The following is a 16624-nucleotide window of genomic DNA, read 5'->3' as shown; positions in this document are numbered from 1 at the left end:
AGCACCCACGAGATGAGCAACCCCCTCACCGACCCCGGTCACGGACACTCGCCCGCCGCGTGGACGGCGGTGATCATCATGCTGGTGGCGCTGGCCATCGGCACGGCGGCGCTGTTCCTCGACCAGATGTGGCTCGTGTGGGCATCGGTGGTGCTCTTCGTGATCGGTCCCATCGCGGGCTGGATCCTGTCCAAAGCCGGCTACGGCGCGAACGGTCCGAAGTACTCGACCAAGGCGCACTGATGTCTCTCCTGGCGGAGCTCACCGCCGGGTCGGTCGCGGATGCCGAGGCACGCGAGGCCGTCCGCCCGCTCGCCGAGGTCGAGCGGGCCGCGCTGGCCCAGCCGGCGGCGCGCGACGCGCTCGCATTCCTCGCGCCCGCCGACCGCGTCAAGGTCATCGCCGAGGTGAAGCGCGCGAGCCCCTCGCGCGGCGACCTCGCCGAGATCCCCGATCCCGCACGCCAGGCGGGGCTCTACGAGACGGGCGGCGCGTCGGCGATCAGCGTGCTGACGGAGCAGCGCCGGTTCAAGGGCTCGCTCGACGACCTGTCGGCCGTCAAGGCCGCCGTCGGGCTGCCGGTGCTGCGCAAGGACTTCGTCGCCACGCCCTACCAGGTGTGGGAGGCCAGGGCCGCCGGCGCCGACCTCGTGCTGCTCATCGCGGCGGCGCTCGAGCAGCCGCTGCTGGAGCGGCTCTACGCACTCGTCGTCGAGCTGGGCATGACGCCGCTCGTCGAGGCGCACACCGCCGACGAGGTGGCGCGCGCGGCGCAGCTCGGCGCGCGCCTCATCGGGGTGAACGCGCGCGATCTGTCGACGTTCGAGCTCGACCGCGACCTGTTCGGCCGGCTCGTGGACGGCATCCCGTCCGATGCCGTGAAGGTCGCGGAGTCCGCCGTGCTCGAGCCGGCCGATGTCGCGCACTACCGCGCGGCCGGCGCCGACGCCGTGCTCATCGGCGAGGCGCTCGTGACGGGCGATCCCGTTCTCACCCTTCGATCCTTCCTGGAGGCGTCATGACACTCCGCGAGCAGCCGGGGCCGTTCTTCGGCGAATTCGGCGGGCGCTACATGCCGGAGTCGCTCATCGCGGCCATCGACGAGCTCGACGTCGCCCACCGCGAGGCGATGGCGGACCCGGCGTTCCGCGCGGAGCTCGCGGCGCTGCTGGCCGACTACGCCGGCCGCCCGTCGGCGCTCACCGAGGTGCCGCGCTTCGCGGAGCACGCGGGCGGGGCGCGCATCTTCCTCAAGCGCGAGGACCTCAACCACACCGGCAGCCACAAGATCAACAACGTGCTCGGTCAGGCGCTGCTCACCCGGCGCCTGGGCAAGACGCGCGTGATCGCCGAGACCGGCGCGGGCCAGCACGGCGTGGCGACGGCGACGGCCGCCGCGCTGTTCGGCCTGGACTGCACGATCTACATGGGCGAGGTCGACACCGAGCGCCAGGCGCTCAACGTCGCCCGCATGCGCCTGCTCGGCGCCGACGTCGTCCCCGTGACGACCGGATCGCGCACCCTGAAGGACGCGATCAACGAGGCGTACCGCGACTGGGTGGCGAGCGTCGAGACGACCAACTACATCTTCGGCACGGCCGCGGGACCGCACCCGTTCCCGGCGATGGTGCGCGACTTCCAGAAGGTGATCTCGGAGGAGGCGCGCGCGCAGCTGCTGGAGCGCACCGGGCGCCTGCCCGATGCGGTGCTCGCGTGCGTCGGCGGCGGCTCGAACGCGATCGGCATGTTCGACGCGTTCATCGACGACGAGTCCGTCGCGCTCTACGGCGTGGAGGCGGCGGGCGACGGCGTCGACACCGAGCGGCACGCCGCGTCGATCGCCCGCGGCCGCGAGGGCGTGCTGCACGGGGCGCGCACCTTCGTGCTGCAGGACGAGGACGGCCAGACCGTCGAGTCGCACTCCATCTCGGCGGGCCTCGACTACCCGGGCGTCGGGCCGGAGCACGCGTGGCTCGCCTCGATCGGCCGCGCCACGTACATCCCGGCCACCGACGACGAGGCGATGCAGGCGCTGCGCCTGCTCAGCCGCACGGAGGGGATCATCCCGGCCATCGAGTCGGCGCACGCCCTCGCGGGCGCGCTGCGCATCGGCCGCGAGCTGGGTCCCGACGCTGTGCTGGCGGTGTGCCTCTCGGGCCGCGGCGACAAGGACATGGACACCGCGGCGCGGTACTTCGAGCTCTACGACGAGGGGGCGGGCGCGTGACCTCCACCGTCGAGGCCGCGATCGACGCGGCGAACGCCGAGGGCCGCGCGGCGTTCATCGGCTACCTGCCCGCGGGCTTCCCGGACGTCGACACCTCGCTCGAGGCGGCGGTCGCCCTGGCCGAGAACGGCGCCGACGTCATCGAGCTGGGCCCGCCCTACAGCGACCCCGTGATGGACGGCCCGATCATCCAGGAGGCGACGAACGCGGCGCTCGCCTCGGGCTTCCGCACGCCCGATCTGTTCCGCCTCGTACGCGCCATCACGGAGCGCGTGCGCACGCCCGTGCTCGTCATGTCGTACTGGAACCTCGTCGTGCAGTACGGCGTGGACCGCTACGCCGACGCCCTCGCCGAGGCCGGCGCCGCGGGCCTCATCACGCCGGACATCACGCCGGACGCCGCGGCGGAGTGGATCGCCGCCTCGGATCGCGCGGGCCTGGATCGAGTGTTCCTCGCGGCGCCGACGTCGACCGACGCGCGGATCGACATGATCCGCGACGCCTCGCGGGGCTTCGTGTACGCGGTCTCGACGATGGGCATCACGGGCGAGCGCGCCGAGCTCGACCGCGCCGCGCGCACGCTCGTCGGGCGCCTGCGCGAGCGTGGGGTGCGCCGCGCGTGCGTGGGCATCGGCATCTCGACGCCGGCCCAGGTCGCCGGCGTCGCGGAGTACGCCGACGGCGCGATCGTCGGCACGGCGCTCGTGCGCGCGCTGCGCGACGGGGGAGTAGCGGGGCTGAGCGAGCTCGCCCGCGAGCTCGCCGCCGGCACCCGTCGCTGACGCGCGGCAGCCTGGCTCAGGGCCGCGCGAGCGCGTCGAGGATCCGCTCGGCGTACTCGGCGTGGCCCGCGGCCGTGAGGTGCACGCGGTCGCGGTCGAGCGGCAGATCCCACTCGAGCGCCGAGACATACGTGATCCCGCGTGCGGCGGCCTCGTCGCCGAGCACCGCGTCGACGGCCGCCTCGCCGTCGCGCTCCGGCACGTCCATCGGCCCCACCACGACGACGTGCGGCACCGCCGCGGCGGCGTCGAGCACGGCCTCGACGCCCCGCCGCAGCGTCTCGGGCTCGGCCGACACGTCGTTCAGCCCGCCCTGGATGACGAGCGCGTCCGCGCCCGTGTCGACGAGGCGGTCGATGCGGTCCTCGAACGCGTTCGGGCCGCACGCGCCCTCGTTGACGTACCCCGTCAGCGGCACCGCATCGAGCAGGACGGTGTCGCCGGTGGCGCGCTGCGCGAGGAAGTCGCTCCAGCGCGTGCCGCGATCGCTCAGGGCGTTGCCGGCCGCGTACGAGTCGCCGAGCACCGCGATCCGGCCGCTGCCGTCGCCGAGGGTCTCGATCTGGCCGTAGCGCTGCTGATAGGCGCGGATGTCGTCGCACCCGGCGGGCTCGTCCGCACGCGTCACGCTCATCGCGATCGTCCCGGCGGCCGCAAGGGCCGCGACGGCGGCCAGGGAGAGGAGCAGGGTGCGGCGACGCATCCGGCCAGTCTGGACCGGACACCTGCCCCGTTGCTGAGCGGCGCGCGGGGCGGGTGCGTGCGCGTCCCGCGCGTGACGGCGCGACGCGCCGCCTGAACTAGACTCGCAACCATGCTGTCTACTGCCCTGACGAACGTCGTCGCGAGCATCCCCAGCCCGCCGGTGAGCTCCTGGAGCTGGGAGTTCGGACCCATCACCCTCGGTCCGTTCACGTTCGGGCAGTTCACGATCCACTTCTACGCACTGTGCATCATCGCCGGGATCATCGTGGCGACGATCCTGACGAACCACCGCCTCACCAAGCGCGGCGCCGAGCGCTGGATCGTCATCGACATCGCGCTGCTCGCGGTGCCGCTGGCGATCATCGGCGCGCGCATCTTCCACGTCGTCACGCACCCCGGCTACTACTTCGGCGAGGGTTCCAACCCGTGGAACATCACCCAGCCCGGCTCGGTGTGGGCGATCTGGGAGGGCGGCATCGCCATCTACGGCGCGCTCATCGGCGGAGCGATCGGCGCCTGGCTCGGCTGCCGCTGGACGGGCATCCGGTTCTGGACCTTCGCCGACGCCCTCGCACCCGGGCTGCTGCTCGCGCAGGCGATGGGCCGCTTCGGCAACTGGTTCAACCAGGAGCTGTTCGGCTGGCCGACGGATCTGCCCTGGGGCCTCGAGATCGACGCCGACAACCCGGCGATCCCCGCTGGCCTGCCCGAGGACACGCTGTTCCACCCGACCTTCCTCTACGAGGTGATCTGGAACGTGGCGGGCGTCGTCGTGCTGCTGTGGCTCGGCCGCAAGCTCGCCTTCCAGTGGGGCCGCCTCTTCGCGATCTACCTGCTCTGGTACGGCGCCGGCCGCGTCGTGTGGGAGTCCATCCGCATCGACCCGAGCGAGGTCATCCTCGGCCTGCGCACGAACGTGTGGGCCTCGCTCGCCGCGATCGTCGTCGGTCTCGTCATCCTGGCCCTGCAGCGCCGCCACACCGGCATCGAGCCCTCGCCGTATGTGGCCGGGCGCGAACCGGCCCCCGAGGCCGGGGTAGAATCCTCGGAAGGCTACGTCGACACCAGCGACCCCACGTCGACGGACGCCCCTCTCGAGGCCGCCGCCACAAGCACCGCCGCCGCGAAGTAGCGCTTCCGAGCTCCCGCCCGTACCGTCGAGTAACGGGCCGCCCGAGCCACGCGCTTCGCAGGCATCCCGCGGCTCCCTTCCCGGGTCAGCGCCGCCCCGCTCAGCAACAACCTCAAGGACGGTCAGCCATGGCATCGAGCCCGCGCAACGTCGCTCCCGTCGGCGGATCCCTGCCGGCCAAGCAGGGCATGTACAACCCCGCGTTCGAGAAGGACGCGTGCGGTCTGGCGATGGTGGCCACCCTCCGCGGCGAGCCCGGCCACGACATCGTCGATCTGGCCCTCACCGCGCTGCGCAACCTCGAGCACCGCGGCGCGATCGGATCGGACGCGGGCACGGGCGACGGCGCGGGCATCCTCACCCAGATGCCCGACGCGTTCCTGCGCGCCGTGGCGGGCTTCGAGCTGCCCCCGGTGGGGGAGTACGCCGCCGGCATGGCCTTCCTGCCCCGCGAGGACGAGGCCAGGGCCGAGCTGAAGCGCGGCATCGAGCGGATCGCGCAGACCGAGAACCTCGTGGTGCTCGGCTGGCGCGAGGTGCCGGTGGAGCCGGAGCACCTCGGAAAGCTCGCCGACGACGCGCGCCCCGCGTTCGAGCAGCTCTTCCTCGCGCGCCCCGCCGTCGGCGACGAGCCCGCGCTGTCGGGCATCGCGCTCGACCGCCGCGCCTACCGCCTGCGCAAGCGCGCGCAGCACGAGCTCGGCGCCTACTTCGTGTCGCTGTCGAGCCGCACCCTCGGCTACAAGGGCATGGTCACGACGCTGCAGCTCGAGCCGTTCTACCCCGACCTGCAGGACGAGCGCTTCGCGACCGAGCTCGCGGTGGTGCACAGCCGCTACTCGACCAACACGTTCCCGTCGTGGCCGCTCGCGCAGCCGCTGCGCATGCTCGCGCACAACGGCGAGATCAACACCGTCGGCGGCAACCGCAACTGGATGCGCGCGCGCCAGTCGCAGCTCGCGTCCGACCTGCTCGGCGAGATCGAGCCGCTGCTGCCCATCACGAGCGACACCGAGAGCGACTCCGCGTCGTTCGACGAGGTGCTCGAGCTGCTCACGCTCACGGGCCGCAGCCTGCCGCACGCCATGCTCATGATGGTGCCGGAGGCGTACGAGAAGCAGGCCGACATCGATCCGGATCTGCGCGCGTTCTACGAGTACCACTCGCTGCAGATGGAGCCGTGGGACGGGCCCGCGTCGCTGCTGTTCACGGACGGCACGGTCGTCGGCGGCATGCTCGACCGCAACGGCCTGCGTCCGGGCCGCTGGACGGTCACGACCGACGGCCTCGTCGTCGTGGGCAGCGAGACCGGCGTGCTCGACTTCGCGCCCGAGCGCATCGCGCGCCGCGGCCGGCTGCTGCCCGGCCGCATGTTCCTCGTCGACACGGCGCAGGGGCGGATCATCGGCGACGACGAGATCAAGCGCGAGCTGGCGACCATGCACCCCTGGCGCGAGTGGCTCGACGCGGGCGGCGTGCGCCTGGCCGACCTGCCCGAGCGCGAGCACATCGTGCACCCGATCGCCTCGATCAACCGGCGCCTGCGCACCTTCGGCTACACGGAGGAGGAGGTCCGCATCCTCCTCACCCCCATGGGGCGCACGGGCGCGGAGCCGATCGGCGCGATGGGATCGGACACGCCCATCGCCGTGCTCAGCGACCGGCCGCGGCTGCTGTTCGACTACTTCACGCAGCAGTTCGCGCAGGTCACGAACCCGCCGCTCGACTCGATCCGCGAGGAGGTCGTCACGAGCCTCCGCCTCGGGCTCGGACCCGAGGGCAACCTGCTGTCGTGGGGGCCGAAGCACACGCGCATGGTCGGTCTGGACTTCCCCGTGATCGACAACGACGAGCTCGCGAAGATCCAGCACATCCACTCGGCGCTGCCCGGGCGCACGTCGGTGACGATCCGCGGCCTGTATCGCGTGGCGGGCGGGCACAAGGGCCTGCGCAAGCGCCTCGAGCAGATCTGCGACGAGGTGGACAACGCCATCGAGGACGGCGCGGAGTTCATCGTGCTGAGCGACCGCGACAGCAACCGCGACCTCGCGCCCATCCCGTCGCTGCTGCTCGTGGCGGCCGTGCACCACCACCTCATCCGCAACTCGACCCGCATGCGGGTGGGGCTCGTCGTCGAGGCCGGCGACGTGCGCGAGGTGCACCACGTGGCGACGCTGCTCGGCTACGGCGCGTCGGCGGTGAACCCGTACCTCGCGATGGAGACCGTCGAGAACCTCGTGCGCCGCGGCGCCATCACGGGCGTCACGCCCGAGAAGGCCGTGAAGAACCTTATCTACGCGCTCGGCAAGGGCGTGCTGAAGATCATGTCGAAGATGGGCATCTCGACCGTGTCGTCGTACACGGGCGCGCAGGTGTTCGAGGCCGTCGGGCTCTCGCAGGAGCTCATCGACGCCTACTTCACGGGCACCGAGTCGAAGCTCGGCGGCATCGGCCTCGAGCAGATCGCGGCCGAGAACGCCGCGCGGCACGCCTTCGCCTACCCGGAGGACCGCGCCCCGCGCGTGCACGAGCGGCTGTGGACCGGCGGCGAGTACCAGTGGCGCCGCGACGGCTCGCCGCACCTGTTCAACCCCGAGACGGTGTTCCGCCTGCAGCACTCCACGCGCACGAAGCGCTACGACATCTTCCGCGAGTACACGCGCCTCGTCGACGACCAGGCCGCCGAGCTGAAGACGCTCCGCGGGCTGTTCAAGCTGAGGACCGCCGGGCGCAAGCCCGTGCCGATCGACGAGGTCGAGCCCGTCTCGTCCATCGTGAAGCGCTTCTCGACGGGCGCGATGAGCTACGGCTCCATCTCGAAGGAGGCGCACGAGACGCTCGCGATCGCGATGAACCGCCTCGGCGGCAAGTCGAACACGGGCGAGGGCGGCGAGGACGTCGAGCGCCTCGTCGATCCGGAGCGCCGCAGCGCGATCAAGCAGGTCGCCTCCGGCCGGTTCGGCGTGACGAGCATGTACCTCGCCGAGGCCGACGACATCCAGATCAAGCTCGCCCAGGGCGCCAAGCCCGGCGAGGGCGGCCAGCTGCCGCCCGGCAAGGTATACCCGTGGGTCGCGCGCACGCGCCACGCGACGGCCGGCGTCGGCCTCATCTCGCCGCCGCCGCACCACGACATCTACTCGATCGAGGACCTGAAGCAGCTCATCTTCGACCTCAAGCGGGCCAACCCGAAGGCGCGCATCCACACGAAGCTCGTCAGCCAGTCGGGCATCGGCGCGGTCGCGGCCGGCGTGGCCAAGGCCCTCAGCGACGTCATCCTCGTCTCGGGCCACGACGGCGGCACGGGCGCGAGCCCGCTGAACTCCCTCAAGCACGCCGGTACGCCGTGGGAGCTCGGGCTCGCCGAGACGCAGCAGACGCTCATGCTCAACGCCATGCGCGACCGCGTGGTCGTGCAGGTGGACGGCCAGCTCAAGACGGGCCGCGACGTGCTCATCGGCGCGCTGCTGGGCGCGGAGGAGTTCGGCTTCGCCACGGCGCCGCTCGTGGTGAGCGGCTGCATCATGATGCGCGTGTGCCATCTCGACACCTGCCCGGTGGGCGTGGCCACGCAGAACCCGGTGCTGCGCGACCGCTTCACGGGCAAGGCCGAGTACGTGGTCAACTTCATGGAGTTCATCGCGCAGGAGGTGCGCGAGTATCTCGCGGAGCTGGGCTTCCGCTCGCTCGACGAGGCGATCGGCCGCAGCGACCTGCTCGACGTCGACGGCGCGATCGAGCACTGGAAGGCGAGCGGCCTCGACCTCTCGCCGATCCTGCACGGTCCGCAGTTCGCCGAGGACGAGCCGCGCCGCCACCGGCGGGCGCAGGCGCACGAGCTCGACGAGCACTTCGACGTGCAGCTCATCGAGCGCGCCCGCGACGTCATCGCGCACGGCGGCCAGGTCGAGATCGACCTGCCGGTGCGCAACACGGCGCGCGCGGTCGGGACGATGCTGGGCCACCACGTCACGAAGGCGCACGGCGAGCAGGGCCTGCCCGCCGGGTCAATCACCGTGTCGCTGCGCGGCTCGGCCGGACAGTCCTTCGGGGCGTTCCTGCCGAGCGGCATCACGCTGCGGCTCGAGGGCGACTCGAACGACTACGTGGGCAAGGGCCTCTCGGGCGGGCAGATCGTGATCCGCCCGCCGCGGGGTGCGGCGTTCGACGCGTCCGAGAACGTCATCGCCGGCAACGTCATCGGCTACGGCGCCACGCGCGGATCGATGTTCCTCAGCGGCGTGGTGGGGGAGCGGTTCTTCGTGCGCAACTCCGGCGCCACCGCCGTGGTCGAGGGCGTGGGCGACCACGCGCTCGAGTACATGACCGGTGGCCTCGCCGTCATCCTCGGGCAGACCGGCCGCAACCTCGGCGCCGGCATGTCGGGCGGCACGGCGTACGTGTACCGGCTGGACGAGAAGCTCGTCAACGCCGACGCGCTGCGCACGGGCGAGCTCACGCTCAGCCCGCTCGGATCCGGCGACGCCGAGATCCTGCGCGACCTGCTGGAGCAGCACGTCGAGCAGACCGGCTCGGCGCTCGCGCGGCGCCTGCTGGACGACTTCGAGAACGAGACGGCGAACTTCGTGCGCGTGCTCCCGCGCGACTACGCCGCCGTCATGGAGACCCGCCAGGCGGCGGTCGCGGAGGGGCTGGACCCCGACGGCGACGTCGTCTGGAACCGCATCCTGGAGGTGACCGGTGGCTGATCCCAAGGGCTTTCTGAAGGTGACCGAGCGGGAGCTGCCCGCTCGGCGCCCCGTGCCCGTGCGCATCCTCGACTGGAAGGAGGTGTACGAGCCGGGCGACTCGGCCGTGCTCCGCCGCCAGGCGAGCCGCTGCATGGACTGCGGCATCCCGTTCTGCCACCAGGGCTGCCCGCTCGGGAACCTCATCCCCGAGTGGAACGACCTGATGTACCGCGGCGAGGGCCGCGAGGCGATCGAGCGCCTGCACGCGACGAACAACTTCCCCGAGTTCACGGGACGGCTGTGCCCCGCGCCGTGCGAGAGCGCGTGCGTGCTGGGGATCAACCAGCCGGCCGTCACGATCAAGCAGATCGAGGTCTCGACGATCGACGAGGCGTTCGCGAACGGCTGGGTCGAGCCCAAGGCGCCCTCGCGCCTCACCGGCAAGACCGTCGCCGTCGTCGGCTCGGGTCCGGCGGGCCTGGCCGCGGCGCAGCAGCTCACGCGCGCCGGCCACACGGTGGCGGTCTACGAGCGCGACGACCGCATCGGCGGCCTGCTGCGCTACGGCATCCCCGATTTCAAAATGGAGAAGCGCCACCTCGAGGCGCGCCTGCGCCAGATGCAGGACGAGGGCACGAAGTTCCGCGCGGGCGTCACGATCGGCGTCGACATCAGCTGGGACGAGCTGCGCAGCCGCTACGACGCCGTCGTCATCGCGACGGGCTCGACCCTGCCGCGCGACCTGCCGATCCCGGGTCGCGACCTCGACGGCGTGCACTTCGCGATGGAGTACCTCGTCGAGTCGAACAAGGCCGTCGCGGGCGACCAGGTGCCCAACCAGATATCCGCGGAGGGCAAGCACGTCGTGGTGATCGGCGGCGGCGACACCGGCGCCGACTGCATCGGCACGGCGCACCGCCAGGGCGCGCTGAGCGTGACCAACCTCGCGATCGGCACGCGCCCCGCCGACTCCCGCCCCGACCACCAGCCGTGGCCCATGACCCCGCAGGTGTTCGAGGTCTCCTCGGCGCACGAGGAGGGCGGGGAGCGGCAGTACCTCGCCACCACGGTCGAGTTCCTGGGCAACGACGCGGGCGAGGTGCGCGCGCTGCGCGTGGCCGAGACGGAGTTCGTCGACGGCCGCCGCGTTCCCAAGAGCGGCACCGAGCGCGAGATCCCCGCCGACCTCGTGCTCATCGCGATGGGCTTCACGGGCCCCGAGCGCGACCTGCTCGAGGAGCAGACGAGCACGCAGTTCACCGACCGCGGCAACGTCGAGCGCGACGGCGACTTCCAGACGACGGTCCCCGGCGTGTTCGTCGCGGGCGACGCCGGCCGCGGCCAGTCGCTCATCGTGTGGGCGATCGCCGAGGGCCGGTCGGTCGCGTCGAAGGTGGACGAGTACCTCATGGGCGAGACGCTGCTGCCCGCGCCGGTGCGACCCACCGACGCTCCCATCGGGCTGTAGCATGGCGAAGGCGGCCGGCATCGGCCGCAACCCGACATCGCGGCCCTCGTGCGGAGGGGCGTGTCGGGCACACATGTGCGGAAGGTGAATCGTTGAGACGTGCCAAGATCGTCGCCACCCTCGGGCCGGCGACGTCGACGAAGGAGACAGTCAAGGAGCTCATCGAGGCGGGTGTGGATGTCACCCGGTTCAACCTGAGCCATGGTGACCACTCCGTCCACGACAACAACTACGCGAACGTGCGGGCGGCCGCCGAGGAGCTCGGCAAGCCCGTCGCGATCCTCGTCGACCTGCAGGGCCCGAAGATCCGCCTCGGCAAGTTCGCGGACGGACCCCACGAGCTCGCCGTCGGCGACATCTTCAAGATCACGGTGGAGGACATCCCCGGGACGAAGGAGATCGTCTCGACGACCTTCAAGGGCCTGCCGGGGGACGTCAAGCCCGGCGACTTCCTGCTGATCGACGACGGCAAGGTGCGCGTCAAGGTGATCGAGGCCGACGACACGGTCGTCACGACCGAGGTGATCGTCGGCGGCCCCGTGTCGAACAACAAGGGCATCAACCTGCCCGGCGTCGCCGTGAGCGTGCCCGCCCTGAGCGAGAAGGACGAGGACGACCTCCGCTGGGGTCTGCGCAAGGGCGCCGACCTCATCGCGCTGTCGTTCGTGCGCGACGCGTCGGACGTGCAGCGCGTACACGAGATCATGGCCGAGGAGGGCCGGTTCGTGCCGGTCATCGCCAAGGTCGAGAAGCCGCAGGCGGTGGACAACCTCGAGGAGATCATCGAGGCCTTCGACGCGATCATGGTGGCGCGCGGCGACCTGGGCGTCGAGCTGCCGCTCGAGGCCGTGCCGATCGTGCAGAAGCGCGCCGTCGAGATCGCCCGCCGCCTCGCGAAGCCCGTCATCGTGGCCACGCAGATGCTCGAGTCGATGATCGAGAACCCCGTGCCCACGCGCGCCGAGACGAGCGACGTCGCCAACGCCGTGATCGACGGCGCCGACGCGGTCATGCTCTCCGGCGAGACGAGCGTGGGCAAGTACCCGATCGTCACCGTCCAGACGATGGCGCGCATCGTGGAGTCGACCGAGGAGCACGGCCTGGAGCGCATCCAGCCCCTCACGGCGCGGCCCCGCACCCAGGGCGGCATCGTGACGATGGCCGCCGTCGAGGTGGCCGACTTCGTCGAGGCCAAGTTCCTCTGCATCTTCACGGAGGGCGGCGACTCGGCCCGCCGCATGGCGCGGCTGCGCTCGCGCATCCCGATGATCGCGTTCACGACCGACGAGGCCGTCCGCCGCCGCATGGCGCTGACGTGGGGCATCCGCTCGGCGCTCGTCGACCCGGTGGACCACACCGACCGCATGTTCCCGCAGGTGGACGACTACCTGCTGTCGAACGACCTCGCGAAGGTCGGCGACAAGGTCGTCGTGATCTCCGGATCCCCTCCCGGGATCGCGGGATCGACCAACGACGTGCGCATCCACAAGGTCGGCGACGCGGTGCACGGCGCCGCGCCGGTGTACCAGAACGAGGGCTGAGCGCGCTTCGGTGAGAGCGGGCGGGCGCGAAGGCGTCCGCCCGCTTTCCCGTAGGCTGGGACCGGGCCGGCGTGGCGGAATGGCAGACGCGGCGCACTCAAAATGCGCTGTCCTCACGGGCGTGTGGGTTCGAGTCCCACCGCCGGCACCACGTGACGGTGGTGGGCGAGAAACCACACAGGGCCCCCGCGGCGGAGGCTCCGCGCGCCGCGCATGCGGCGTGTGGAGGGCCGTCGGGGCGGGGTTCGAGTCCCACCGCCGGCACCAACAGGCTCATCCGGCGCGCGCGGGGCGCTCCCAGGTGCGGGCGCGGGCTGAGATTAGGATGGATTCGTGAGCGAAGAGCAGAACGAGCAGGCCACGGCACCGCGACGCGTGGTCGTCGCCGAGGACGAGTCCCTCATCCGCCTCGACATCGTGGAGATCCTCCGCGACAACGGCTACGACGTGGTCGGCGAGGCCGGCGACGGCGAGACGGCGGTCCAGCTCGCCACCGAGCTGCGCCCGGATCTCGTGATCATGGACGTGAAGATGCCGCAGCTCGACGGCATCAGCGCCGCCGAGAAGCTCAGCAAGAACCACATCGCCCCCGTCGTGCTGCTCACGGCCTTCAGCCAGAAGGAGCTCGTCGAGCGCGCGAGCGAGGCGGGCGCGCTGGCCTACGTGGTCAAGCCGTTCACCCCGAACGACCTGCTGCCCGCGATCGAGATCGCCATGGCGCGCCACGAGCAGATCATCACACTCGAGGCCGAGGTGGCCGACATGGTCGAGCGCTTCGAGACCCGCAAGCTCGTCGACCGCGCCAAGGGCCTGCTGAACGAGAAGATGGGCCTGTCGGAGCCCGAGGCGTTCCGCTGGATCCAGAAGGCCTCGATGGACCGCCGCCTCACCATGCAGGACGTCGCCAAGGCGATCATCGAGCAGCTCGCCCCCAAGAAGGGCTGAGCCCGGGCGGTTCCGCGCCGACCGCTCGTGTCAGGGGCGCTCGTCGCGGATCAGGTTGGTGATCCGGATCGTCGAGCAGCGGCGGCCGTTCTCGTCCGTCACGGCGATCTCGTGCACGGTGAGGGAGCGGCCGAGGTGGATGGGCGTGCACACGCCGGTGACGAGACCGCTCGTCGCGGAGGCGGTGTGCGTGGCGTTGATGTCGATGCCCACGGCGTAGCGGCCCGGGCCGGCGTAGAGGTTCGCGCTCATGGATCCGAGCGACTCGCCGAGCACGACGTAGGCGCCGCCGTGCAGCAGCATGCGCGGCTGCGTGTTGCCCTCGACCGGCATGGTCGCCACGGCGCGCTCGACGGAGAACTCCGTGAAGCGGATTCCCATCTTCTCGGCGAGGGCGCCGAGGCCCCGCTCGTTCGCCCAGGCCAGCTCGTCGGTGTCGCTCATCCCGCTCCTCACACTGCGATGTCCGCCGCCCTCGTTAGGCTGGCAGGGTGACGGACTCCGCAAAGCCTACCCTTCTGGTGGTAGACGGCCACTCGCTCGCCTACCGGGCCTTCTACGCCCTCCCCGTCGAGAACTTCTCGACGAAGGACGGTCAGCACACGAACGGGATCTACGGCTTCCTGTCGATGTTCGTCAACCTGCTGAAGGCCGAGAAGCCCACGCATCTGGCGGTCGCCTTCGACACGGCGCGGGAGTCGTTCCGCACCCGCGAGTACGCGGAGTACAAGGCGAACCGCTCCGAGACGCCCGCGGAGTTCAAGGGTCAGATCCCGCTGCTGCAGGAGTGCCTGCAGGCGATGGGCGTGACCGTGCTCACCAAGCCCGACTTCGAGGCCGACGACATCCTCGCCACGCTCGCGACGCGCGGCGCGGCGGCCGGCTGGAACGTGCTCGTCTGCTCGGGCGATCGCGACACGATCCAGCTCGTGAACGACGACATCACGCTGCTGTACCCCTCGGTCCAGGGCGTCTCGCAGCTGAAGCGCTACGACCCGCAGGCCGTGCGCGAGAAGTACGGCGTCGAGCCCGAGATGTACCCCGACATCGCGGCGCTCGTCGGCGAGACGAGCGACAACCTGCCCGGCGTGCCCAAGGTGGGCGAGAAGACCGCCGTGAAGTGGCTGACGCAGTTCGGATCGCTCGACGCGCTGCTCGAGGGGGCCGACACGATCAAGGGCGTCGTGGGCGGCAACCTGCGCGAGCACCTCGACGACGTGCGGCGCAACCGCCGGCTGAACCGGCTGCTCCGCGACGTCGAGCTTCCCGTGGAGGTGGAGGACCTCGTCCGGCAGCCGATCGACGGCCAGGCGGTGCGCGACATCTTCGCGCGCCTGGAGTTCCGCGCACTGCTGCCGCGCGTGTTCGAGGCCGCTGGCATGACGGATGAGCCGGAGCCCGCCGCGGTCGTGGCCGCCGCGCCCGTGCCGCGTCAGCTCGAGGCGGCGGAGCTCGCCGCCTGGGTCGAGGCGGCCGCGCCGGGCGAGATCGGCGTCACCGTCACGACGCTGGCCGGACTGCCCGAGCGCGTCGGGCTCGCGACCGCCGACGAGGCCGTCGAGGCGACGTGGTCGGACGAGGTCGCCGCGGCGCTGCGGGAGTGGTTCGCCTCGGACGCGCCGAAGGTGCTCTCGGACGCGAAGGCGCAGATCAAGGCGCTCGGTCGCGCCGACGTCTTCGTGCGGGGGCTCGCCTTCGATCCGCTGCTGGCCGGATGGCTGCTGCGGCCCTCGTTCCCCGACAAGACGCTCGCGCACCTCGTCGAGCGGCTGCTGGGCGAGAAGCTGCCGGAGGCCGATCCGTCGCAGCTCGTGCCCGAGACCGACGGCGCCACCCCCGGCCAGCTGTCGTGGTACGTGCTGCGGGTCACCGCGGCGCTGCGCGACGACCTGCCCGAGCAGCTGCTGCGCGTGCTCGTCGACATCGAGCTGCCCACGGCCCTGACGCTCGCGGACATGGAGCTCGCGGGCGTGGCCGTCTCGCACGCGAAGCTGTCGGACTTCTCGCGCGAGCTCGGCGCGCGGGCCGAGGCACTCGCGCAGCAGGCGTACGCCGCCATCGGCCACGAGGTGAACCTCGGCTCCCCGAAGCAGCTGCAGGAGGTGCTGTTCGAGGAGCTGCAGCTGCCGAAGACCCGCAAGACCAAGACGGGGTACACGACCGACGCCGGCGCCCTCGCCGACATCCAGGAGAAGGCGCCGCACCCGTTCCTCGGGCTGCTGCTGCAGCACCGCGAGGCGACCAAGCTCAAGCAGATCATCGACGGCCTCGACGCGGGGATCGACGACACGGGGCGCGTCCACACCACCTACGTGCAGACGGGCAGCCAGACCGGGCGCCTGTCGAGCACCGATCCGAACCTGCAGAACATCCCCGTCCGCACCGAGGAGTCCAAGCGCATCCGCGCCGCCTTCGAGGTCGGCGCCGGGTACGAGACGCTGCTGACGGCCGACTACTCGCAGATCGAGATGCGGATCATGGCGCACCTGTCGGGCGATCCGGGACTCATCGAGGCGTTCAACTCGGGGGAGGACCTGCACCGCTTCGTCGGCGCCCGGGTCTTCGGCGTCGACCCGGCCGAGGTCACGTCCGAGATGCGCACCAAGGTGAAGGCGATGTCGTACGGGCTCGTCTACGGGCTCTCGGCCTTCGGCCTGTCGAAGCAGCTGCGCATCGACCAGTCCGAGGCCAAGCAGCTGATGCTGGAGTACTTCGCCCGCTTCGGCGCCGTGCGCGACTACCTGCGCGCGTCGGTCGAGGCGGCGCGCGAGGTCGGCTACACCGAGACGATCTTCGGGCGGCGCCGCCCGTTCCCCGACCTGAAGAGCCCCAACCGCGTGCTGCGCGAGAACGCCGAGCGCGCCGCGCTCAACGCCCCGATCCAGGGCAGCGCGGCCGACATCATGAAGATCGCGCTGCTGCGCATCCACGAGGACCTGCGCGGCATGGGCTCGCGCGTGCTGCTGCAGATCCACGACGAGCTCGTGGTGGAGGTCGCGCCGGGGGAGTGGGACGCCGTCGAGGACATCGTGCGCCGGCGCATGGGCGGCGCGGCCGAGCTGTCGGTGCCGCTGGACGTGCAGGTCGGCCGCGGCTCCGACTGGAACGAGGCCGCGCACTGACGCGCGGCACG

At 71.5% G+C, this 16624-nt stretch carries 12 protein-coding genes and 1 tRNA gene; 11 read left to right on the top strand and 2 right to left on the bottom strand.

What is annotated here, in order from left to right; translation table 11 throughout:
• Positions 1–12 precede the first annotated feature (12 nt).
• From ACWDR7_RS01405 to trpA, 4 genes are read left to right on the top strand one after another with little or no spacing between them, the layout of a single operon-like run.
• The gene (locus ACWDR7_RS01405) at positions 13–243 is read left to right on the top strand and encodes a DUF6704 family protein (RefSeq protein WP_449853153.1); all 231 of its coding nucleotides are present in this window, start codon (positions 13–15) and stop codon (positions 241–243) included.
• Positions 243–1022, top strand: a complete 780-nt coding sequence (gene trpC / locus ACWDR7_RS01400) for an indole-3-glycerol phosphate synthase TrpC (RefSeq protein ID WP_449853152.1) — start codon at positions 243–245, stop codon at positions 1020–1022. Before ACWDR7_RS01405 ends, trpC begins: the two co-directional genes overlap by 1 nt.
• On the top strand, positions 1019–2227 hold the full coding sequence (trpB, locus tag ACWDR7_RS01395; RefSeq protein ID WP_449853151.1) for a tryptophan synthase subunit beta: 1209 nt from the start codon (positions 1019–1021) through the stop codon (positions 2225–2227). The genes trpC and trpB overlap by 4 nt, the downstream gene beginning before the upstream one ends.
• Entirely contained in the window at positions 2224–3009 is a 786-nt protein-coding gene (gene trpA, locus ACWDR7_RS01390) for a tryptophan synthase subunit alpha (RefSeq protein ID WP_449853150.1), read from the top strand. The genes trpB and trpA overlap by 4 nt, the downstream gene beginning before the upstream one ends.
• A gap of 16 nt (positions 3010–3025) precedes the next feature.
• Here the strand turns inward: trpA and ACWDR7_RS01385 are convergent, their stop codons facing one another.
• Positions 3026–3712 (bottom strand): SGNH/GDSL hydrolase family protein, encoded by a 687-nt coding sequence (locus ACWDR7_RS01385; protein ID WP_449853149.1) that lies wholly within the window; start codon positions 3710–3712, stop codon positions 3026–3028.
• 111 nt (positions 3713–3823) lie between these two features.
• On the opposite strand from ACWDR7_RS01385, the gene lgt reads away from it, so the two are divergent.
• From lgt to ACWDR7_RS01355, 6 genes are all read left to right on the top strand, one after another.
• Positions 3824–4846, top strand: a complete 1023-nt coding sequence (lgt, locus tag ACWDR7_RS01380) for a prolipoprotein diacylglyceryl transferase (protein ID WP_449853148.1) — start codon at positions 3824–3826, stop codon at positions 4844–4846.
• A 128-nt stretch (positions 4847–4974) separates the two neighbouring features.
• The gene (gene gltB, locus ACWDR7_RS01375) at positions 4975–9555 is read left to right on the top strand and encodes a glutamate synthase large subunit (protein ID WP_449853147.1); all 4581 of its coding nucleotides are present in this window, start codon (positions 4975–4977) and stop codon (positions 9553–9555) included.
• The gene (locus ACWDR7_RS01370; protein WP_449853146.1) at positions 9548–11005 is read left to right on the top strand and encodes a glutamate synthase subunit beta; all 1458 of its coding nucleotides are present in this window, start codon (positions 9548–9550) and stop codon (positions 11003–11005) included. The genes gltB and ACWDR7_RS01370 overlap by 8 nt, the downstream gene beginning before the upstream one ends.
• Positions 11006–11097: 92 nt before the next feature.
• On the top strand, positions 11098–12546 hold the full coding sequence (pyk, locus tag ACWDR7_RS01365) for a pyruvate kinase (RefSeq protein ID WP_449853145.1): 1449 nt from the start codon (positions 11098–11100) through the stop codon (positions 12544–12546).
• A gap of 65 nt (positions 12547–12611) precedes the next feature.
• Positions 12612–12697 (top strand) — tRNA-Leu (locus ACWDR7_RS01360).
• Positions 12698–12879: 182 nt separating this feature from the next.
• Positions 12880–13491: an ANTAR domain-containing response regulator gene (locus ACWDR7_RS01355; RefSeq protein ID WP_449853144.1), complete on the top strand. Its 612-nt coding sequence runs from the start codon at positions 12880–12882 to the stop codon at positions 13489–13491.
• Between the two features lie 30 nt (positions 13492–13521).
• Here ACWDR7_RS01355 and ACWDR7_RS01350 read toward each other — a convergent pair whose 3' ends face one another.
• Positions 13522–13935 (bottom strand): hotdog fold thioesterase, encoded by a 414-nt coding sequence (locus ACWDR7_RS01350; RefSeq protein ID WP_449853143.1) that lies wholly within the window; start codon positions 13933–13935, stop codon positions 13522–13524.
• 47 nt (positions 13936–13982) lie between these two features.
• Here ACWDR7_RS01350 and polA point away from each other — a divergent pair, with 47 nt between their 5' ends.
• On the top strand, positions 13983–16613 hold the full coding sequence (gene polA, locus ACWDR7_RS01345; RefSeq protein WP_449853142.1) for a DNA polymerase I: 2631 nt from the start codon (positions 13983–13985) through the stop codon (positions 16611–16613).
• The last annotated feature ends 11 nt before the right edge of the window (positions 16614–16624 follow it).

Source organism: Microbacterium sp. NPDC003461, from assembly GCF_053588335.1.
This window is presented reverse-complemented; position numbering and strand designations above follow the sequence as displayed.